This window comes from Chryseobacterium oryctis, assembly GCF_025971925.1.
In the GTDB taxonomy this organism is placed as follows: Bacteria; Bacteroidota; Bacteroidia; order Flavobacteriales; family Weeksellaceae; genus Chryseobacterium; species Chryseobacterium oryctis.
The window spans coordinates 715028-736942 of the sequence record NZ_JAPDHV010000001.1; the positions used below are offsets into that span (position 1 = coordinate 715028).

At 32.9% G+C, this 21915-nt stretch carries 15 protein-coding genes; 12 read left to right on the forward strand and 3 right to left on the reverse strand.

Features of this window, described 5'->3' with window-relative positions; translation table 11 throughout:
* Nucleotides 1-180 precede the first annotated feature (180 nt).
* From rocD to OH806_RS03440, 6 genes are read left to right on the forward strand one after another with little or no spacing between them, the layout of a single operon-like run.
* Nucleotides 181-1422, forward strand: coding sequence for an ornithine--oxo-acid transaminase (gene rocD, locus OH806_RS03415; protein ID WP_264742256.1), 1242 nt, complete (start codon nucleotides 181-183; stop codon nucleotides 1420-1422).
* Nucleotides 1423-1434: 12 nt separating this feature from the next.
* Nucleotides 1435-2232, forward strand: a complete 798-nt coding sequence (locus OH806_RS03420) for a DUF5672 family protein (RefSeq protein WP_264742257.1) — start codon at nucleotides 1435-1437, stop codon at nucleotides 2230-2232.
* Nucleotides 2233-2234: 2 nt separating this feature from the next.
* Nucleotides 2235-3260, forward strand: a complete 1026-nt coding sequence (locus tag OH806_RS03425) for a CgeB family protein (protein WP_264742258.1) — start codon at nucleotides 2235-2237, stop codon at nucleotides 3258-3260.
* On the forward strand, nucleotides 3260-4276 hold the full coding sequence (locus OH806_RS03430; protein ID WP_264742259.1) for a hypothetical protein: 1017 nt from the start codon (nucleotides 3260-3262) through the stop codon (nucleotides 4274-4276). Before OH806_RS03425 ends, OH806_RS03430 begins: the two co-directional genes overlap by 1 nt.
* Nucleotides 4266-5372, forward strand: a complete 1107-nt coding sequence (gene glf, locus OH806_RS03435) for a UDP-galactopyranose mutase (RefSeq protein WP_264742260.1) — start codon at nucleotides 4266-4268, stop codon at nucleotides 5370-5372. Before OH806_RS03430 ends, glf begins: the two co-directional genes overlap by 11 nt.
* A complete protein-coding gene (locus tag OH806_RS03440; RefSeq protein WP_264742261.1) occupies nucleotides 5362-6147 on the forward strand; it encodes a DUF4422 domain-containing protein in 786 nt (261 codons plus the stop codon). The genes glf and OH806_RS03440 overlap by 11 nt, the downstream gene beginning before the upstream one ends.
* Nucleotides 6148-6183: 36 nt before the next feature.
* On the opposite strand, the gene OH806_RS03445 is transcribed toward OH806_RS03440, so the two are convergent.
* Together OH806_RS03445 and OH806_RS03450 are read right to left on the reverse strand one after the other, a co-directional pair.
* Nucleotides 6184-6528 (reverse strand): phosphomannose isomerase type II C-terminal cupin domain, encoded by a 345-nt coding sequence (locus tag OH806_RS03445; protein ID WP_264742262.1) that lies wholly within the window; start codon nucleotides 6526-6528, stop codon nucleotides 6184-6186.
* 16 nt (nucleotides 6529-6544) lie between these two features.
* Nucleotides 6545-7483 (reverse strand): glycosyltransferase family 90 protein, encoded by a 939-nt coding sequence (locus tag OH806_RS03450; RefSeq protein WP_264742263.1) that lies wholly within the window; start codon nucleotides 7481-7483, stop codon nucleotides 6545-6547.
* 189 nt (nucleotides 7484-7672) lie between these two features.
* Between OH806_RS03450 and gltX the strand changes: the two genes are divergently transcribed.
* Nucleotides 7673-9178 carry a glutamate--tRNA ligase gene (gene gltX, locus OH806_RS03455; RefSeq protein ID WP_264742264.1) on the forward strand — a complete coding sequence of 502 codons (1506 nt, stop codon included), beginning with the start codon at nucleotides 7673-7675 and terminating at the stop codon, nucleotides 9176-9178.
* Between the two features lie 48 nt (nucleotides 9179-9226).
* Nucleotides 9227-10183 (forward strand): acetyl-CoA carboxylase carboxyltransferase subunit alpha, encoded by a 957-nt coding sequence (locus OH806_RS03460; RefSeq protein WP_264742265.1) that lies wholly within the window; start codon nucleotides 9227-9229, stop codon nucleotides 10181-10183.
* Between the two features lie 56 nt (nucleotides 10184-10239).
* Here OH806_RS03460 and OH806_RS03465 read toward each other — a convergent pair whose 3' ends face one another.
* Entirely contained in the window at nucleotides 10240-10965 is a 726-nt protein-coding gene (locus tag OH806_RS03465) for a DUF6759 domain-containing protein (RefSeq protein ID WP_264742266.1), read from the reverse strand.
* Between the two features lie 147 nt (nucleotides 10966-11112).
* Here OH806_RS03465 and tsf point away from each other — a divergent pair, with 147 nt between their 5' ends.
* From tsf to OH806_RS03485, 4 genes are all read left to right on the forward strand, one after another.
* A complete protein-coding gene (gene tsf / locus OH806_RS03470; RefSeq protein ID WP_264742267.1) occupies nucleotides 11113-11937 on the forward strand; it encodes a translation elongation factor Ts in 825 nt (274 codons plus the stop codon).
* Between the two features lie 197 nt (nucleotides 11938-12134).
* Nucleotides 12135-15977 carry a gliding motility-associated C-terminal domain-containing protein gene (locus OH806_RS03475; protein WP_264742268.1) on the forward strand — a complete coding sequence of 1281 codons (3843 nt, stop codon included), beginning with the start codon at nucleotides 12135-12137 and terminating at the stop codon, nucleotides 15975-15977.
* Between the two features lie 79 nt (nucleotides 15978-16056).
* A complete protein-coding gene (locus tag OH806_RS03480) occupies nucleotides 16057-18924 on the forward strand; it encodes a T9SS type B sorting domain-containing protein (protein ID WP_264742269.1) in 2868 nt (955 codons plus the stop codon).
* Nucleotides 18925-19095: 171 nt separating this feature from the next.
* A complete protein-coding gene (locus OH806_RS03485; protein ID WP_264742270.1) occupies nucleotides 19096-21909 on the forward strand; it encodes a T9SS type B sorting domain-containing protein in 2814 nt (937 codons plus the stop codon).
* The last annotated feature ends 6 nt before the right edge of the window (nucleotides 21910-21915 follow it).

Consider the following 21915-nt stretch of genomic DNA (forward strand, 5'->3'; position numbering starts at 1 on the left):
TAAATCTATTTTGACTTATTTTGAAGATATAATAACTGCCAACTTCTATTAAGCTACACAAGATATCTAATTCAACACTCCTCAACACCAAAAATACACTTTCAATTCAGCTATCTTCAATATCAGACTTCTGTATAATGATGTCATTAATAATACTTAAATTTGTAAAAACCAAAATTTATGTCAGCAGTAGAAACATCAAAAAACTCACAGTATTTTATAGACCTTGAAGACAAACACGGAGCACACAATTACCACCCTCTTCCTGTAGTGTTAGACAAAGGAGAAGGCGTATTCGTTTGGGATGTAGAAGGAAAGAAATACTATGATTTTCTTTCTGCATATTCTGCTGTAAATCAAGGGCATTCTCACCCAAAAATTGTAACCGCTTTAATTGAACAGGCTCAAAAGTTAGCGTTAACATCAAGAGCATTTTACAACTCAAAATTGGGAGAATACGAACAAAAAATCACTTCACTTTTCGGATTTGATAAAGTTTTACCAATGAATTCGGGTGCTGAAGCTGTAGAAACTGCAGTAAAATTAGCTAGAAAATGGAGCTATGAAGTAAAAGGAATCTCTGAAAATGCAGCAAAAATAATTGTTTGTGAAAATAATTTCCACGGAAGAACAACCACCATCGTTTCTTTCTCAAATGATCCCGATGCCAATCAAAATTACGGACCGTTCACACCGGGGTTTGTAAAAATTCCTTATAATGACATCAATGCTTTAGAAGCTATTTTAGCTCAAGATGCTCAAAATATTGCTGCATTTTTAGTTGAACCGATTCAAGGAGAGGCCGGCGTGTATGTTCCAGATGAAAACTTCCTTAAAAATGCTTCTGAACTTTGTAAAAAACATAATGTTCTTTTCATTGCTGATGAAGTACAAACAGGTATTGCGAGAACTGGAAAACTTATTGCTTGTCATCATGAAAATGTTCAACCGGATATTTTAATTTTAGGAAAAGCACTTTCAGGCGGGATGTATCCTGTTTCTGCAGTTTTGGCTAATGATAACATTATGAACGTTATTAAACCAGGTCAACACGGTTCTACCTTTGGAGGAAACCCAATTGCATGTGCCGTTGCAATTGCAGCATTAGAGGTTGTTGAGAATGAAAAATTATCTGAAAGAGCTGAAGAACTAGGAAAACTTTTCAGAGCAGAAATTGAAAAGGTAATCGAAAAAACAGACCTTATTACAAAAGTAAGAGGAAAAGGATTGTTGAACGCAATTTTGATTAATGATACTCCCGAAAGTTCTACAGCCTGGAATCTTTGCTTACAATTAAAAGAAAACGGACTCCTAGCAAAACCAACTCATGGAAATATCATAAGACTTGCTCCACCATTGGTAATTACAGAAGAGCAATTATTAGATTGTGTAAGAATAATCGAGAAAACGATTTTAGGCTAAATAGAATAGATTTTGGTAGATATTATTATTCCAATATATAAAAACATCCCTGATGATGACGATATAATTTCGCTCAATCAAGTGTTTCACATTTTAAGCAATTATCAAATCACTTTTATACACCCTAAAAGTTTAGATATTAGTGCTTATAAAAAATTTGGTTCTTCGTTTGTTGATTTTGATGATGTTTATTTTAAAAATATATACGGGTATAATAAATTAATGATGAATTTAAATTTTTATAACAAATTTTCACAAAAATATATATTAGTTTATCAAACCGATTGTTTTGTTTTTAAAGACGAACTGATGTATTGGTGCCAAAAGGATTTCGATTATATTGGAGCCCCTTGGATAAGAAGTTCAGAAAAAATTCCTTTTCTTAAATTAATTTTAGAGAAAACTACATCAAGTTTTAAGGCATTTATTAATTTTAAAGGAAATGGAAAATGGCAAAAAGATAAATCTCTTTTATTCAATAATGTAGGAAACGGTGGTTTTTCACTTAGAAAAAGAGAAAAGTTTATCGAAATACTGGAAAAACTACCTGAAGTAGTAGACATTTACCTAAATAGGAAAAACTCTGGAGAGTTTTATGCTGAAGATGTATTTTTCAGTATTGAGCCAGAAAGAAATAATATTCCTTTTTCAAAACCAAATTATAAAGAAGCTTGCCTTTTCTCAATTGAAAACAAACAAGGAAAAGCTTTAGAAATCAATAAGGGACAGCTCCCCTTTGGCTGTCATAGATGGACAAAAAAAAAGGATTTTTGGAGAGATATTTTCAAAAAATTTAATGCTAATATATAAGTATGTTTAAAAATGAATTTAGTGGCAAATCAATAATAATTGCTATCCCCGATCATTTTGGTCTTCCCCAAAGATTTAAAGAAAATTTAGAATTTTTAGGATTTAAGGTTTGTGTTATTCCTGACAATATGAAAGTAAAAATAGGATTCATTAACACAATAATTCATGTCTATAAAAAATTCATTTTAAGGGAAAAGACTTTTAAAAAAATAAAAAAAACTGAATTAAAATTAAAAAAACAACTTGCTGTCTTGGAGCAATCCAATATAAAAAAGTTTAATTATGCATTATTTATTAGACCTGATCTCTTCTGTTCAGAACTAATTAACGAAGTAAAGAAAAAAACAGAAAAAATTTCTGCCTATCAATGGGATGGTCTAGATAGATTTCCTCTTATTTATGAAAAAATTAATTTATTTGATAGATTTTTTGTATTTGACGTTAATGACCTTGAGAAAAATTCAAAACTATTGCCTCTTACAAATTTTTATTTTGATGATATTAAAAAGTCAGAAAATAAATATGATGTTTATTTTGTAGGTACTTATATGAAGAACAGAATAGATTTACTTATAAAATTAGCTAGAAAATTTAAAAATCTAGGTCTAAATACTTCTATAAACTTGCATACACATTCTATTGAAAAAGCTAGAAAAATCAAAAATGAACCAATAACCCACATTGACAAACCAATCTCATTTAGAGATAATATCATTAATGTTTCTCAATCTAAAGTAATTTTAGATTTTGCAAATGACGTACATTATGGTATTTCGATGAGAACTTTTGAAACCATAGGATATAGAAAAAAACTTATCACAAACAACCCATTGGTAAAAAAATATGATTTTTATAATTCTCAGAATATGTTTGTCATTGAAAACAAAAATATAGACGGTCTTGAAGACTTTCTATCAACACCATATTATGAACTACATGATGACATTATTAATAAATACAGTTTTACAAACTGGTTAAAATATGTATTAGATATTCATCCTAACTTTCCTATAAATCTTATAAAATAATGCTTAATACTTTCAATAACAACATTTTCTACATTGTATGTCCTGCAAACTATGCAAGTGGAGGCCCCGAAGATCTCCATCAAATGGGATTAGCTCTAAAAGAATTTGGACAAAAAGTGTATATGCATTATTTAAACTATGATGTCGAAAAGTACTCATCTCCTGTACATAAAGAATATGAGCATTACCAAATACCTTATACTCAAAATGTAGAAAACTCTCCACAAAATATTATCATTTTCCCTGAAACGTTTTCAATATTCATTTGGGAAAAAAAATATTCCAAAATTCAAAAGGTAATTTGGTGGTTAAGTGTATCTAACTTTTTTACGTCTCTAAAGGCTTGGGAAGAAAATTTTAAAAAAAAACCAATTACTTTTAAACAAAAAATATTAGGAAGGATAAAACTTCCTTCTTTAGAAAACATTAAGAAAGCAAAAGTAAATCATTTAGCTCATTCCCATTATTCAGTAGAATTCTTACAAAAAAATAATATCCAAATTATTGGTAAGATTTCGGGATATATGGAAGACATGTTTCTTACTGAAAAAAATTACACTTTACAGAAACAAGATATTGTAACCTATAACGCTGTAAAAAATAAAGACTTTCTGGAAAATATAAAAAAAATAACTCCTGAAATCAACTGGATACCAATGATTAACATGACTTTAGAAGAAGTAGCCAACTGTATGAAAGCAGCTAAAGTATATGTAGATTTTGGGCACCATCCAGGCAGAGAAAAAATGCCAAGAGAAGCGTGTCTTTTGGATTGTTGTCTTATAATAGGAAAAGAAGGGTCTGCTTTTTACAAAGAAGATGTCCCGATAAAAGATGAATATCATTTCGATAAAACAGAGAAAAATATCCCTTTAATTATCGAAAAAATTAAAGATTGTCTTCTTAATTATAACTCAAAAATTAAAGATTTTAAAGACTATAAGGCAGACCTTCTACAAGAAAAAGAAATTTTTTATAAGAAAATTAAAGAAGTTTTTATCAAAAATGAAATATGATTTTTTAATTATAGGAGCTGGTTTGTTCGGAAGTGTATTTGCATATGAAGCAAAAAAAAGAAATAAAACATGTATAGTAATAGACAAACGCAGCCATAAAGGAGGCAATATTTATTGTGAAAACGTAGAAGGAATTAACGTTCACAAATATGGAGCACATATTTTTCACACAAATGATAAGAAAATTTGGGATTACGTGAATCAATTTGCGGATTTTAACCAATACATTAATTCGCCTATAGCTTTCGCCAAGGGAAATTTCTACAATCTTCCCTTTAATATGAATACATTTTATCAGCTTTGGGGTACAAAAACCCCTATAGAAGCTCAGAGAAAAATTAATGAACAGAAAGCTATCTTTGGTAAAGAAAATCCTGCAAACCTTGAAGAACAAGCAATTTCTCTTGTCGGAAAAGATATATATGAAATTTTAATTAAAGAATATACAGAAAAGCAATGGGGAAGAAAAGCTAGTGAATTACCTAGCTTTATCATTAAAAGACTTCCTGTAAGATTTACGTTTGATAATAATTATTTTAACGATAGATATCAAGGAATTCCTATTGGAGGATATAATACTATCATTGATAATTTACTAAAAGATATTGAGGTAAAAACAGAAACTGATTTTTTTTCTAATAGAGAATATTTTGAAAATATTGCAAATAAAATTGTCTTTACTGGTCAAATTGATGAGTTTTTTGATTATCAATTCGGAGCATTAGAATATAGGTCATTACGATTTGAGCATGAAAATCGTGATATAGAAAATTACCAAGGTAATGCCGTAATAAATTATAATGATGCCAAATACCCTTTTACAAGAATTATTGAACATAAACATTTTGAATTTGGAAATCAAAAACACACCATAATTACAAAAGAGTACCCTGAGCAATGGACAATTGGAAAAGAAGCATATTACCCTATAAACAATGAAGAAAATCAACAAAAGTTCGAAAAATACAAGGTTTTAGCTCAACAGCAAAAGAATGTAATTTTTGGGGGAAGATTAGCAGAATTTCGTTATTATGATATGCATCAAATCATAGCATCTGCATTAAAAAAAATAAAAAAAGAGTTTAATGAAAATTAAAATAATTGTTGCTACACATAAAGAAAAACCTTCAATAAAAAGTGATATTTTTCTACCAATACAAGTAGGAGCGAAACAAAATGAATTTATTATTGATAACAGTTATATTTTAGATAAATCTCACGATAATATTTCTGAAAAAAATTATACATTTAATGAACTTACTGGGCTTTATTGGGCATGGAAAAACATGACTGATTTTGATGTATTTGGGTTAATGCATTATAGAAGATATCTCGATCTTCATTACAGAAAAGGCTTATTTAAAAAAGAAAATAATGATATACTCATTCCTGTTAAACAGAATAGTAAAAAACTTTTAAAACTTCTTGATTCAAAAAAAACAGAAAAAGTTATTAAAAAACTACTAAAAAATCATGATATGATTGTTCCAAAACCGGCTTTTTGCAGTATAAATAATGAATCAGCATCAATTGATAAAGATTATAAAAACAACCACATTTCTGAAGATTGGGATATTTGCATGCAGATTATAGGAGAAAAATTTCCAGCATATCGAAAAAGCATTGATAAATATCTAGAGAATGACAATAAATTCTATATTGGAAATATGTTTTTATCCAATAAGAAAACAATGAATGATTACTGTAACTGGTTATTTACTATATTGTTTGAAGTGGAAAAAAGAATTACAATAAGTGAAGATTTATACCAAAGAAGAGTCATTGGTTTTTTATCAGAAAGACTATTCACTCTTTATATCCTACATAATAATTTCAGACTGAAACAAGTACCTATATTGTTTATAGAATAATTCAAATTAGATATATAGTTTAATTTTTTCACACATTTATTTTCTTTCATACTCATCTTCAATTCTCACAATATCATCCTCTCCAAAGTAAGTCCCCGTCTGCACTTCTATAAAAACTACGGGCTTATCAGAAAGATTCATCATTCTGTGTTTTGCTCCAAGTGGAATAAAAATGCTATCGCCATAAGCTAACTTAATTTCTTTATCATCTAAGACAACAGTTGCATCACCTTCAATAATTGTCCATTGCTCTTGTCTTTTATGATGATATTGATAAGATAGCTTTTGCCTAGGATTTACTTCAATTCTTTTCAACTTATAATTGGGTTCATCTGCTAAAACATAATATTTCCCCCAAGGTCTTTCTCCAATTTCTAGCATAATATGTGTATAATTTCTAGCGAATGTACTCAAAATACTTTTTCAAAACCAAAAGTGATATTAAATTTTCAACATTTTTATTATTAAAACGTGCTCTATATTCTTTTGCATTTCTGATAATTTCTTTAGCTTCATTTGGATGATCAATATAATATTGAAGTTTCTCTTCCAAATTTTCATAATTCTCATCAATACAGATAAAATGTTCATTTGGCTTTAGAGTTCCTTCCATATACCAGGTTTCCATTTTAAGAGGGGGACTTACAGCAACGGAGTTTGAAGACATAATCCACTTTAAATTTGTAGCCACATCATTTCCTTCTAAACTTAATATAAATTTACTCTTTAAATGTTCCCCTATCGAAATTTTGGGCTTTATCCATTCCGGATTGCCTCCTTCTTTATTCACTTGTCCCAAATCACAGATTGGGTTGTTGAAATATTTTTCATAAAACCTTTTTCTATGTTCCTGATGAACTGCGGCTCTTCCAATCATCTCATTTTTTTTATCATCAAAATTCAAATTATCTTGTACAGAAACAAAATGTCTTGCTTTATCAAGATTCAGTAAAATGTTATTCTCATTACCACCGTAAATAGGGCGGCTTTTTGTAATCATCGGAAAGCCTAAAATTGTATTGACATCTCCAAAAGCATAATCTATTTTTAAATCTTTTGGAAAATATCTTGCATACTCATATGTATCAAAATAATATGCCTTAGGAGTCTTTGGTTTTAGTAAATCTTGAACGGTGGTTCCATTATGATTTACTTTAACTTCAGTATTGATTTTATTATAATAATCTACCCTTCTTTCTACATCCGCCAACTGTTCTTTCGAAATGCTTTTATAAAGGTTATCAATTTTTTCCTCATAAGATTTCACAGGAAATAATCCTCTTGCAAACCCTTTAATATAGAATGATAGTTTATTTTGTTTTTTAATTCTTGTCATGGTCTAATAAAATCAAACAAAAATACATTATTATACTTATTCTTTTTCAGCTAAATATAATTTTAATCTGAATTTTATTTTTCTTAAAGACAAGTACATTTCATAATACTTCACAGTATTAGATTAATGTTAAATAATTTTATCTTTTTGGGTTAGTTTGAGTAAATTTGCACCAAAATTTTAATTGAAATGGACAAAGTAAGAGTACGTTTCGCTCCAAGTCCTACGGGACCTTTACATTTAGGAGGCGTAAGAACTGCATTATATGACTATCTTTTTGCTAAAAACCAAGGTGGTGAATTTGTATTAAGAATTGAAGATACAGATACAGCAAGATATGTGGAAGGAGCTGAAGAATACATTGAAGAAGCTCTGGAATGGTGCGGAATCGTTGCTGATGAAAGCCCTAAAAAAGGAGGAAAATTTGCTCCTTACAGACAATCCGAAAGAAGAGATATTTACGATAGATATACTGAGCAAATCTTAAAAACAGATTACGCTTATATTGCATTTGACACTGCTGAAGAATTGGATGCAATCCGTGCGCAATATGAAGCAAGAGGAGAAGTTTTCTCTTATGACAATAAAACAAGAAATCAACTAAGAAACAGCATTGCCCTTTCTGAAGAGGAGGTTCAAAAGTTGTTGGAAGAAAAAACACCTTATGTGGTACGATTCAAAATGCCTGTTGACAGAACATTAAACCTTGAAGACATCATTCGCGGAAAATTTTCTGTAAATACTAATACTTTAGATGATAAAGTTTTGGTAAAAAACGACGGAATGCCCACTTATCACTTCGCCAATATCATCGATGACCATGAAATGGAAATTTCTCATGTTATTCGTGGGGAAGAATGGCTACCCTCTTTAGGTTTACACACTTTGTTATATGAAGCAATGGGTTGGGAAGCCCCACAATTTGCACACCTTTCCCTAATTTTAAAACCTGAAGGAAAAGGGAAATTAAGCAAAAGAGACGGCGATAAATTCGGGTTCCCGGTATTTCCGTTGGACTTCAAAGACCCTGTAACAGGAATTGTTTCCAAAGGATATAGAGAAAATGGTTATCTTCCTGATGCTTTCATCAATATGGTTGCATTATTAGGATGGTCTCCGGCTGATGATAAAGAAATCCTTTCTTTAGAAGAAATGACAAAAGAGTTTGATTTGTATAAAGTTCATAAAGCAGGGGCAAGATTCAGCAAAGAAAAAGCAGAATGGTTCAACCATCAGTATATGCAGATGAAATCTGATGAGGAATTATTACAAATCTTGAAAAATTCAGGTTTAAACTTAAACATCGAGGATGAAAAATTATTGAAAATCATTCACCTGATGAAAGAAAGAGCTACTTTCCCGAAAGACATTTATGAAAATGGAAAGTTTTTCTTCGAAGCTCCGACCTCTTATGATGAAAAGGCATCTAAAAAAGCCTGGAATGAAGAGACTTCTTCAATTTTAACAGACCTTATTGCAAAAATAGAACAAGTTGACTTCAAAGCAGAACTTCTAAAACAGGCTATGCATGATTTGGCAGAAGAAAAAGGTCTCGGAATGGGTAAAGTAATGATGCCGTTGCGTTTAGCTTTAGTTGGAGAACTTAAAGGTCCGGACGTTCCCGACATCTTGGAACTACTTGGAAAAGAAGAAAGTATCCAAAGAATAAACAATGCAATAAATAATTTTAAATAGGTTTTCATTATTTTTCATAAATTTGAAAGATTTAATTTACTTCAAGAAATGGAATATTTAAGTTTCGAGCTTCCTATAAAAGAATTAATGGATCAATACCAAACCTGTTCTTTAGTAGGAGAAGAAAGTGGTGTTGATGTAAAATTAGCTTGTAGCCAAATAGAAGACAAGATCATAGAAAAGAAAAAAGAAATCTATGGAAATCTTACACCTTGGCAAAGAGTACAACTATCTCGTCACCCAAACCGTCCTTACACATTAGACTATATCAACGGAATGGTAGACAAAGGTAGTTTCTTAGAACTTCACGGAGACAGAAATTTCGCTGACGACCCTGCAATGATTGGCGGTTTGGCCACTCTTGACGGTCAGAAAGTAATGATTATAGGAACCCAAAAAGGAAGAACAACTAAGGAGAGACAACACAGAAGATTCGGAATGCCGAATCCTGAAGGATACAGAAAAGCTTTAAGATTAATGAAGCTCGCTGAAAAATTCAACATCCCTGTTATCACTTTAGTAGATACACCGGGAGCTTATCCTGGGTTAGAAGCCGAAGAAAGAGGACAAGGTGAAGCTATCGCAAGAAATATTTTCGAAATGGTTCAGCTAAAAACTCCTATCCTCACTTATATTATTGGAGAAGGAGCAAGTGGAGGCGCGTTAGGAATTGGTGTTGGAAACAAAGTTTATATGCTTGAAAACACTTGGTATACAGTAATTGCGCCTGAAAGCTGTTCATCAATTCTTTGGAGAAATTGGGATCACAAAGAAGATGCGGCGAATGCATTAAATCTGACTCCAAAAGATGCTCTAAGAGAAAAATTCATTGATGGAATTATCGAAGAACCACTTGGAGGAGCGCATTATGATCCTGAAGTAGCTTATTTGAATTTGAAAAATTCTATTTTACAAAACATTAAAGCTTTCTCAAAGTTCACAGGACAAGAACTTGAAACCCAAAGACAAGACAAATTTATTGCGATGGGTCAGTTTAAAGGATAAAAAATAAAAAAGGTTAAGAAATATTCTTAACCTTTTTTATTTTTAGTTGAATCAACTTAATCTTCACTTAAGTTCAACTCTATCTCAATATCTTTATTAATTTTCTTTAAAGAAGAATACTTTGCATCACACACCATTGTTGTTAAAACATATTCACCTTTATCAATCAGAATAAAGTTTTGTCCTTTTGCCGGAACATCCAGATTATAGTATTTTTTCCCGCTGATTTTTACAATCAAATTGCATTTAGATTTATTTTTAATGTTAATATATGCCTCCTTATTCATAGGATCATTATTAAACATATGTGTTAACATCGCCGCTGTTTTCTTATTTCTCTCACTTGCTTCAGATTTATTACTAGCATCATTACTGCCTAAACTGGCATAGCTTACAGTTCTTTCCGGAGATGCAGAAGATGATGATGTAGGAGCAGATTTAGAATTTGAAGCTAAAGTTTTTGATTCTTTAGACTCATTTTTAGTTATTTTCTCAACTTCTTTTTTACTAAGCGGAGTAATTGTAGGTTTTGCTTCCGGAGAATTATCTGCCATAATTATTTCTATCAACCTCTTTTTAAAGTAATCTGTTTTGGCATGCCCCGGATTTTGTTTCAAGAAACCTGCAATAATTCTTGCTTCCTTTGTACTTTCTGCATCCTGCTCTGTATAGATAATAAGTGTCTCTTTTTCAGCAACAGCCTTAGATTTCGCTTTTTTCTTCTTTTGCGAAAAACCTAGGGTAAAAACGCATAAAAAAACAAGTAGGAATATTTTTTTCATCAATTAAGTATTTAAAAATTTATTAAATATACAAATAACGTGAAAAGTCATTTTTTAGTTTATCATTAAAATCATTATCTTTGCACTGCTCTAAAATTAAGCTAAAAATTAATACTAATCTTACAAATAAAAAAAATAATAGATATTATGTCTTATACACCAGTTGCTGCAGACGTAGCAAAATTAAGAAACCAAACAGGTGCAGGTATGATGGACTGCAAAAAAGCTTTAGTAGAAGCTGAAGGAGATTTCGAAAAAGCAGTAGATATCCTTAGAAAAAAAGGACAGAAAGTTGCAGCTAACAGAGCTGACAGAGAGTCTACTGAAGGTGCAGTTATCGCAAGAGTAAACGAAGATAACACTTTGGGTGCTATTATCTCTTTAAACTGTGAAACTGACTTCGTTGGTAAAAACGAAGCTTTCGTAGAACTAGCTTACGAATTAGCTGAAATGGCTATTTTTGCTGCTTCTAAAGAAGAATTATTGGCTACAGATTTCCACGGAATGACTGTTGCTGAGAAATTAATCGAGCAGACAGGTGTTATCGGTGAAAAAATTGAAATCGGTACATTCGAAAGAATCGAAGGTCCTTTCTTAGGAGCATACATCCACGCTGGAAACAAAATTGCGGCTATCACTTCTCTTTCTGCTAACGTAGAAGGTGCTGACGAAGCTGCTAAAGCTGTTTCTATGCAGGCTGCTGCTATGAACCCAATCGCTCTTGACGAAACTAAAGTTTCTCAAGAAACTATCGATAAAGAATTAGAAATCGAAAGACATAAACTTGTTGAAGAAGGTAAGCCTGCAAACATTATCGACAATATCTTGAAAGGTAAAATGCAGAGATTCTACAAAGACAACACTTTGGTACACCAAGATTTCATCAAAGACAGCTCTATGTCAGTTGCTGACTATGTAAAATCTGTGAATGCAGACCTAAAAGTAACAGGATTTATCAGAGTAAGCTTATAATTTATTCTTTAAATTTAAAATATAATCCCGGTGAAATTTTTCATCGGGATTTTTTATTTCACCAGATTATGAAAACACATCAAATATTAACTAATTATTAAATATTTAATATTTTCTTATGCTAAAATTATTCAAAGAAAAAAATATATAAAAAATTGATTATTAATGCTTACATTTGCATCCCCTTATTAAAAAGCATGAAAAAACTTCTACTAACCATTTGTACTTTTTTTTGTTTATTTGCTAATGCACAATTAGATACAGAGCACTGGTTTGCTCCAATGTCTGCAAAAGCAGGAATCAATGGTCTTGAAGGTTACTTATACCTATCTACAGACGAAACCACTCCTTTTCCTGTGCAGATTTATAACAACAACACACTTTATACTACAGTACAAGTAAGCAAAGGTAACCCACAACAGGTTATTATTCCCAATCAGTTTTTAATCACTGCAACTCAGTCTCAACTTTTCACACAAAACAACATGGGATTGAATGTAAAAGGAACAAAAAAATTCTTTGCCAATTACCGATTTGCACTTCCCAATCATGCTGAAATTCTTACCTCAAAGGGAGCCGCAGGTTTAGGTACAACTTTTTTTGCGGGTGTAGCTCCAATCTCAGGTTCGGAGGATCACATGAGCTCAACAATTGGGGTAACTGCTACAGAAGATAATACTACAGTAACAATCTCAGGATACAATCCTGCGATTACATTTTCAGATGGCGTTTCTGCACCAAGTAGAACTTTCACGCTTAATAAAGGAAAATCTTACATCTTGGATGTTGTAAGTTCTTGGTCAAATGCAAACAGAACAGGTTTAGTGGGGGCTAAAATCGTTGCAACAAAACCAATTTCTGTCACCAACGGAAACTTTAATGCAGCATATACAAGTTTAAACTTAACAAACAATGATGTCCTGATGGATCAAGCCGTTCCTATCGACAGGCTTGGAAAAGATTTCGTAGTTGTAAAAGGTAACGGAACCGTTACTTCACAAATGGAAACAGCTCTTATCATTGCCACGGAAAATAATACCCAAATTTCTTTCAACGGAGCTGCAACTACTACTACATTAAACACAGGGCAATATTATTTAGTACCAAGCAATAGATACATCAATCAGGGAAATGGTCATTATAATATGAATATTTCTGCTTCTAAAAATATTTATGTTTATCAATTATTATCAGGAGCAACAAACGGAAACGAATACGCATCAGGAGGAATGAATTTTATTCCACCATTAAGCTGTTTTATGCCTAATAAAATCGAAGAAATAGGATACATAAACAGAATCGGGGGACAAACATTTGCTACCAGATTAAATATCATTACTCAATCTGGTGCTACTGTAACTCTAAATGGAAATCCAATTGCCGCGGCAAATGGTCCTTTTCCTGTAACAGGAAATTCAAACTGGGTAAGTTACTCTATTCAGAATGTAACAGGGAATGTTACTGTAAATTCAACAAAAGCAATGACAGCCGGTATTGCAGCAGGTAGTGGAGCCGTAGGTTATGGAGGATATTTTGCAGGATTCTCATCGGTTCCGGCAATCACAAAAACGGGAGACTGCTATACAGGAGTACTTCTTCAGGTTGATAATAATTATGATGCTTATCAATGGTATTTTAATGGAAATCCTATTCCGGGAGCAACTTCCAACAGTATAAATCCTGAGCTATATGGAGCTGGAGATTATACATGTTCAATTACTAAAAACAATTGTGAAACAAGATTAACGGCAGTATACAACTATACTTTATGTCCGCCAGTTTCTACCACAACTTATACAATTGGTTCGTGTAACACAAAAGTAATCACACCGGCTTTTACAAATTCTACGCAAACTATCATTCCATCACTTACAAGTATTATTGTTCAGCCTACATCAGGAACTGTTGCAATAAATCCAACAACTGGACAAATCACTTACACACCTAATGCAGGAATTACCACAAATACTTCAGATACATTTACTTATTATATACAAGGAAACGGAAATCCTTTCGCTTTTGAATACTTTAAGATAAACCTCAATATTGATGTTTTACAAGTAAACAATGCTTCTTTAGCCTCTTGTGCAACAACAAACGGAAACGGAACTTTCAATCTTACTTCAGCTAATATTTCTACAGATACTGGGATTACAATTGCTTATTATACCAATGCAAACTTAACGGGACAGATTACAAATCCCACCAATTATTCCGGCCCTGCGGGAATCATTTATGCCAATGTAACTTCTCAATATGGATGTTCTAAAGTTGCACAGGTAAACCTAACTGTAAATCCATTACCGAATGTTAACAATGCTTCTTTAGCCTCTTGTGTAACAACAAACGGAAACGGAACTTTCAATCTTACTTCAGCTAATATTTCTACAGATACTGGGATTACAATTACTTATTATACCGATGCAAACTTAACGGGACAGATTACAAATCCCGCCAATTATTCCGGTCCTGCGGGAATCATTTATGCCAATGTAACTTCTCAATATGGATGTTCTAAAGTTGCACAGATAAACCTAACTGTAAATCCATTACCGAATGTTAACAATGTTTCTTTAGCCTCTTGTGTAACGACAAACGGAAACGGAACTTTCAATCTTACTTCAGCTAATATTTCTACAGACACTGGGATTACGATTACTTATTATACTAATGCAAATTTAACCGGTCAAATCGCAAATCCGACAACATATACAGGACCCGCAGGAATTATTTATGCTAATGTAACGTCAGCTTACGGATGTTCAAAGGTTGCACAAATTACTCTAACTACCAACCCCTCTCCGAATATTAACACTAATAACTTTAATGCTAATATTTGTGATGAAAATTTTGATGGAATTGTAGCCGTAAATTTCGCTAATGTCACACCACAAATTGTAACAAACCCAGCGAATTTTAATGTAAGATACTATTTATCCCAAGCTGATGCTAATGCAGGAAACAACAACACAATCCCTGTTAACTGGAACTATAACACCAACACAACAGTCTATGTAAGAGTTGATGCACTTACCGGAGATTGCCCTACCGTTTTCGGACAGATAAATTTTACTATCGAAAACAAAATAACATTACTGACATCTACAGCAAATACTGATATTTGTGATAATGACCTTAATGGCTCTGAAAGTGTAAATCTTAATGATTATAAAGCTTTATTTACAACAGACCCGAATGTTACTTTAACATTTTATACATCTTTGGCAAATGCCCAAAATGCAACAAACGCAATCCCTGCAACTCAGGTTATTAATACACACACTACTTATTTTATAAGATTCACAAGTCCTAACTCTTGTCCCAATACAGGAACATTAAATCTTATTTTTAAATCACCAAGAAAATCCACTACGCTTCATGACCAAGTAATTTGTTCAGATGAACATGTACTTCTAGATGCAGGAGCTGGTTTTACAACATACAAATGGAGTACCGGAGCAACAACACAAACCATAACTGTAGGAGCAGGAAATTATTATGTTGATTTAGGATTAGATGGCTGTGTTTACCGTCAATATGTAAATGTAATTACTGCTCAAGCTCCTATCATTACAAAAATAGATGTAGTAGGAACTACTGCTACAATTCATGTAACCGGAGGAACACCTCCTTATAGATATTCTTTAAACGGAATTGATTATCAAGATTCTAATATTTTTATAGGATTATCAAGAGGAACTCATAAAGTTTATGTTTTAGGCTCAGACGGATGCCTTCCTGTAACAAAAGAATTCTTAGTATTAAATATTGTAAATGCAATTACACCTAACGGAGATGGAATAAACGATGTATTAAATTATTCAGATTTAAGAATAAAAGAAAACGTAAGTATTGAAGTTGCTGACAGATATGGAGCAACGGTTTATAAATCTGCAAATAAAAATTATATCTGGGACGGAAAGCCAGGAGGAAGAACCCTCCCGACAGGAACTTATTGGTATGTAATCAAATGGACAGAACCAGATACAAAATTACCAGTTTCATACTCAGGATGGATTTTAATAAAGAATCGTGAATAATTTTTTCAATTTCTTTGTATTTTTTTAAAAACATTTAAAATATTGTGTTATTTTTGTAGAAATCCTAATTCCTAATCATATGATAAGATTTCTACTCAGTTTTGTATTACTTGTTTTAACTAGCAATACAATCTTTGCTCAAAGAGATACAGAACATTGGTTTGCTCCAATGGCGGCACGTTCTGGAGTTCTTTCTGGTCTACAGCAAGCATTATACTTCTCTACAGATTCTACAACTCCGTTTGAAGTAGAGATTTATAGTAATAATATTGTAATAGGTACAGTTACTATTAGTAAAGGCACTCCAGTTGCATTTCCATTACCAACAACACCAGTTAATTACTCTGCCGCCATGGTTACCTCCAATGCAGCAGATTTGTTCACTCCGGTAAATAAAGGATTATATACTAAAGGAACAAAACCTTATTTTGCAAATTTTAGATTTAGCGTAGCAAGTCATGGCGAAATTCTTACATCTAAAGGGAAAGCTGGTATTGGAAAAGAATTTTACGCAGTAGTTTCCCCGTTAAAAAATACTTCAACCAGTAGTGCTACTCTTTTTAATTTCACAACAGGAATTTTAGCTACGGAAGACAACACTTCTGTCACTGTTTCAGGTTATAGCCCCGGGCTTCAATTTACAAACGGTACGACAGGTACGACTAACCCAACAATGACCTTCACACTCAATAAAGGACAATCTTACATCATTGAAGGACAAGGTCCTAATGGAACTAATGCGACAGGATTTATTGGCGCTAAAATAGTTGCTGACAAACCTATTTCTGTTACAAATGGTAACTTCAATGGTCAGTTTGCCATAACTACCTCATTTGATGGATCTGATATTGTGATGGATCAATCTGTACCTAAAGACAGACTAGGAAATGAATTTGTAGTTGTGAAAGGAAATGGTGATATCTCAGAAGGAATGGAAGATGCACTCATTGTTGCTACAGAAAATAATACAGAAGTTTATATTAACGACGGGACAACTCCTGTTACTACATTAAATGAAGGACAATTTTATCGTGTTAATTCCCCTGACAATACAACATTTACTAATAAGTACATTGACCAAGGAAACGGACATTATAACATGTATATTAAAACATCTAAAAATGTATATGTTTACCAACTTTTAGCAGGTATTAGTAATAGCAATGCTACTGAAGGATTTAACTATATTCCACCATTAAACTGTTTCTTACCAAGAAAAATTGATGAAATTGGAATGATACAACAATTACCTAATAGCAGTAATACTATAAAATTAAACATTCTTACTGAGGCAGGAGCGGCTGTCACTGTAAATGGAACAGCTCCTACTGCTGCACAAGGTCCCTATCCTGTAACAGGAACTAATGCTTGGGTATCTTATTCCGTTCCAAACATGACAGGGAATGTAACTGTAACATCAACAAAAGCTGTAACCGCAGGTATATCAGGCGGAAGTGGAGTTGTTGGATATGGTGGCTATTTTGCAGGATTCTCTTCAATCCCAGTAATTGCAAAACAAATAGGTGACTGCGTTCCAGGAATTATATTAGAGGTTGATGATAGCTATGAAACTTATCAATGGTATAGAAATAATGCCATCATTACAGGTGCTACATCTCACACATACACACCAACCCAATCAGGTAATTATACTGTAAAAGTAACAATGGGTACATGTCCACCGGTTACAACACCTATCTATAAAGTGCATAACTGTCTGAAAGTGACTAATAAAAATGTTACTATTTGTGGAACCACAACCATTACACCAACATTTTCATCATCTACACAGACTCCAGTACCTGGAACAGTAACGATTATCACACCACCAACTCATGGTACTGCAACTCTAAACACTTCAACAGGAGTTATTACTTATACTCCTAATCCAGGATACTTAGGTAACGATACTATTGTATACAAATTCTGTGGTAATGATGTAGAGTTTACAGACTGTGAACAAGTTACTTTAAATTTAACTGTAGTTCCTTTTGTAGTAAAAGATGTAACAATGGAAGCTTGCCAATATGACACAAATCCTTTTGCTGAGTTTGATTTGACAACTGCACAAGTAACAGATTATACCGCAGTAACTAAACTGTTTTACCCTACTTTAGCAAATCTAAATGCGGGAACTGGCTTAATTACTAACCCTACACATTATCAATCTGCCGGAGGTACCGTATATGTAAAAGTAACAACCAACGAAGGATGTACAGCAAATGCAAAAATTACATTAATTGCAAAACCTATCAAAAAATCTCCACTTTTAGTTGATAAATACATTTGTATTGATGATAGAATAAATCTAGACGCAGGACCAGGGTACGATTCATACCAGTGGAGTACTGGTGCTACTACTTCAGAAATTCAAGGTGTTGGAGTAGGTGAATACACTGTAATTTTAGGTAAAAATGGATGTTTCCTTCCTCAAATTGTGAAAGTAATAAAAGCAGCAGATCCTGTAATTACTCAAATTGAAATATCAAACAACACAGCAACGGTTGTAGTAACCGGAGGCAAACCACCTTATAAATATGCAGTAGACGGAATTACAACTTGGCAAGACTCTAATGTATTTACAGATTTGTCAAGAGGTCAGCATACGTTTTACGTAAAAGATTCATACAACTGTACACCAACTTCTGTAGAAGTTACAATCCCTAATCTGATTAATGCAATCACTCCAAATGGAGACAATGTAAATGACGTAATTGATTATAGTGAATTAGCTTACAAAAACAATCTTAGTTTTGTAATTTACGATAGATACGGAAACAAAATATTTACTGGAGATAAGTTCAACAATTATAAATGGGACGGTAGACATTATGACAAGAAGATAGTAACAGGAACCTATTGGTATCATATTAATTGGACTGAGCCAAACAAAGAAAATACTCCAATAAAATATACTGGCTGGATTCTAGTAAAAAACATTGATTAATACCAAGCATATATATTTTTAAACCACGATTACGAAATCGTGGTTTATTTATTCATTTACTTTAATTTATTTCTTTTTTTTATCTATAAATCCTAAATATTCTTTTATTTTTGCAACAATCCTAATTCTAAACTTATGAAAAGACTTTTACTAAGTTTTATATTGATTTTTATGTCAATACCGCTCTTTGTTTTCGCGCAAAGAGATACAGAACATTGGTTTGCTCCGATGGCAGCAAGATCCAATGTATTATCAAGTCCTCAACAGGCCTTATACTTTTCTACAGACTCCACAACTCCGTTTCCTGTAGAAATTTACAGTAACAATGTTGTTATCGGAACTGTTACTATCAGTAAAGGAAATCCACAAACATTCAATGTTCCTTTAAACACAATCATTACATCAGCTACAACTGAATTATTTACCCCTGTCAATAAAGGTTTATACACTAAAGGGACTAAACCTTATTTTGTAACTTTAAGATTTTCCGTTAGTAGTCACGGTGAAATTTTAACATCAAAAGGAAAAGCCGGTATTGGAACTAAATTTTACGCTGTAATCTCTCCTATTGAGAATATCACTACAACCAGTACTCCTCTTCTAAATTTTACAACGGGAATTATGGCAACCGAAGATAACACTACGGTTACTGTTTCTAATTACTCTCCTACGGTTGTATTTACCAACGGGAATACAGGTACTACCCATCCTACCCTTACTTTCACTTTAAACAAAGGGCAATCTTATATTATAGAAGGAATGGGGAATAATGCCGCAAACAAAGACGGCTTTATGGGTGCTAAAATAGAATCTAACAAACCCATTTCCGTAACTAATGGAAACTTCAACGGCCAATTTGCCTTAACAGGTTCTTTTGATGGTTCTGATATCGTGATGGATCAATCTGTTCCTGTGGATAGATTAGGTAACGAATTCGTAGTGGTAAAAGGCAACGGAAACATTAATGAAAGAATGGAAGATGCCATAATTGTAGCAACGGAAGATGGCACACAGGTTTTTATTAATGATGCAACCACTCCCGCATATGTACTTAATGAAGGAGAATACTACAGAGTAAACAAAACAAGTAATAACAACTATATCAATCAAGGTAATGAACATTATAACATGTACATTAAAACATCAAAAAATGTATATGTTTATCAGTTGTTAGCCGGGGTAGCAGCTAGTAATGCAACAGAAGGATTCAACTATATCCCGCCTTTAAATTGTTATTTACCAAGAAAAATTGATGAAATTGGGCTAATTAATATTCTTCCTCCCACGACTAATAATGTAAAATTAAATATCCTTACCGAAGCAGGTGCTGCTGTTACAGTAAATGGGGGTACACCTACCGCAGCACAAGGTCCTTACCCTGTAACGGGGACTAATGCCTGGGTATCTTATTCTGTTCCAAATGTTACGGGAAATATCACTGTTACTTCTACAAAAGCTGTCACAGCTGGTATTTCCGGAGGTAGTGGAGTTGTAGGATACGGTGGTTATTTTGCTGGATTTTCATCCATCCCCGTAATTGCAAAACAGACGGGAGATTGTATTCCAGGAATTACACTTGAAGTAGACGACAGTTTTGAGACTTATCAATGGTATAGAAATAACACTCCTATTCCTGGTGCGACTACCAATTCGTACACACCTACTCAATCAGGAAACTATACAGTAAAAATTACAGTAGGTTCTTGTCCGCCTGTAACGACACCTGTTTATAAAGTATATACTTGTTTACAAGAAACTACAAAAAACGAAACAGTTTGTGATGGAGTAAAAACAATTATCCCACAGTTCACAAACTCTACACAAGTTATGGTACCAAGTACAGTAACAATTATTACACCTCCTGCAAATGGTAATGCAGCTATAGATCCTGCAACAGGAATCATCAGTTACGCACCAAATTTCGGATATATCGGTCCTGATTTAATTAAATATAAATTCTGTGGAAACGATCCTGATTTCACAGATTGTGAAGAAGTAACTTTAAATTTAACAGTATCTGAAAGCCCTGTTGTTACGAATGCAATCCTTAGATCTTGTTTCATTGAGTCTAATCCGGCTACTGCATTATTTAATCTTACTACCGCTTTGGTAACTTCAGAACCTGGTGTAACTAAAAAATATTACCCTTCTCCTACAGATGCACATAATGGAACAAATGAGATTTTAAATCCAACCAACTATATTGCACCAAACGGAGTAGCTTATGTAAAAGTTATAAACGCAAATGGATGTTATAGAATTGCAGAAGTTACACTTATTGTACTTCCACCAGTAAAATCTACTGTTTTAACGGATAAAGTAATCTGTGTTGAAGAAAAAACAGTGTTAGATGCTGGACCTGGGTTTAATGGTTACTTATGGAGTACAGGACAAACTTCGCAAGCAATTTCAGATGTGGGTGTAGGAACTTATTGGGTAGATTTAAAAACCGGAGACTGTATCACTAGACAGGTGGTAAAAGTGTATGCTTCTGAGCAGCCGGTTATTACAAATATCGAAATTTCAACAACTAATCTTACTGTATCTGTAATTGGAGGAACTGCTCCTTACCAATACTCTTTAGACAATATCCACTGGCAAGATTCCAATGTCTTTACAGAAGTTCCAAGAGGAATTGGAACAGTATACGTAAAAGATGCTTACAATTGTGAGCCTATAGAGATTGATTACACAAATCCAAATATCATCAATGTAATTACTCCAAACGGAGACGGCGTAAATGATATTCTTGATTATTCTGCTCTTGCTGGTAAACCCAACCTAGTTTTCAGCATTTTCGACAGATACGGAACGAAGATTCATCAAGGAGACAAAGCCAATGATTACAAATGGGATGGCAGCATCGGTGGTGGAAAAAAAGTTTCCACAGGAAGTTATTGGTATGAAATCGGTTGGAATGAACCCAACAAAAAATCAACTCCAATAAAATTCACCGGATGGATTTTAGTGAAAAACAGAGATTAAAATTTT

Excerpts from the sequence above, each read along its gene's own strand:
- rocD (WP_264742256.1), top strand. The coding sequence starts at position 181 with ATGTCAGCAGTAGAAACATCAAAAAACTCACAGTATTTTATAGACCTT.
- OH806_RS03425 (WP_264742258.1), top strand. The coding sequence starts at position 2,235 with ATGTTTAAAAATGAATTTAGTGGCAAATCAATAATAATTGCTATCCCC.
- OH806_RS03430 (WP_264742259.1), top strand. The coding sequence starts at position 3,260 with ATGCTTAATACTTTCAATAACAACATTTTCTACATTGTATGTCCTGCA.
- glf (WP_264742260.1), top strand. The coding sequence starts at position 4,266 with ATGAAATATGATTTTTTAATTATAGGAGCTGGTTTGTTCGGAAGTGTA.
- OH806_RS03440 (WP_264742261.1), top strand. The coding sequence starts at position 5,362 with ATGAAAATTAAAATAATTGTTGCTACACATAAAGAAAAACCTTCAATA.
- OH806_RS03445 (WP_264742262.1), bottom strand. The coding sequence starts at position 6,528 with ATGCTAGAAATTGGAGAAAGACCTTGGGGGAAATATTATGTTTTAGCA.
- OH806_RS03450 (WP_264742263.1), bottom strand. The coding sequence starts at position 7,483 with ATGACAAGAATTAAAAAACAAAATAAACTATCATTCTATATTAAAGGG.
- gltX (WP_264742264.1), top strand. The coding sequence starts at position 7,673 with ATGGACAAAGTAAGAGTACGTTTCGCTCCAAGTCCTACGGGACCTTTA.
- OH806_RS03460 (WP_264742265.1), top strand. The coding sequence starts at position 9,227 with ATGGAATATTTAAGTTTCGAGCTTCCTATAAAAGAATTAATGGATCAA.
- OH806_RS03465 (WP_264742266.1), bottom strand. The coding sequence starts at position 10,965 with ATGAAAAAAATATTCCTACTTGTTTTTTTATGCGTTTTTACCCTAGGT.
- tsf (WP_264742267.1), top strand. The coding sequence starts at position 11,113 with ATGTCTTATACACCAGTTGCTGCAGACGTAGCAAAATTAAGAAACCAA.
- OH806_RS03475 (WP_264742268.1), top strand. The coding sequence starts at position 12,135 with ATGAAAAAACTTCTACTAACCATTTGTACTTTTTTTTGTTTATTTGCT.
- OH806_RS03480 (WP_264742269.1), top strand. The coding sequence starts at position 16,057 with ATGATAAGATTTCTACTCAGTTTTGTATTACTTGTTTTAACTAGCAAT.
- OH806_RS03485 (WP_264742270.1), top strand. The coding sequence starts at position 19,096 with ATGTCAATACCGCTCTTTGTTTTCGCGCAAAGAGATACAGAACATTGG.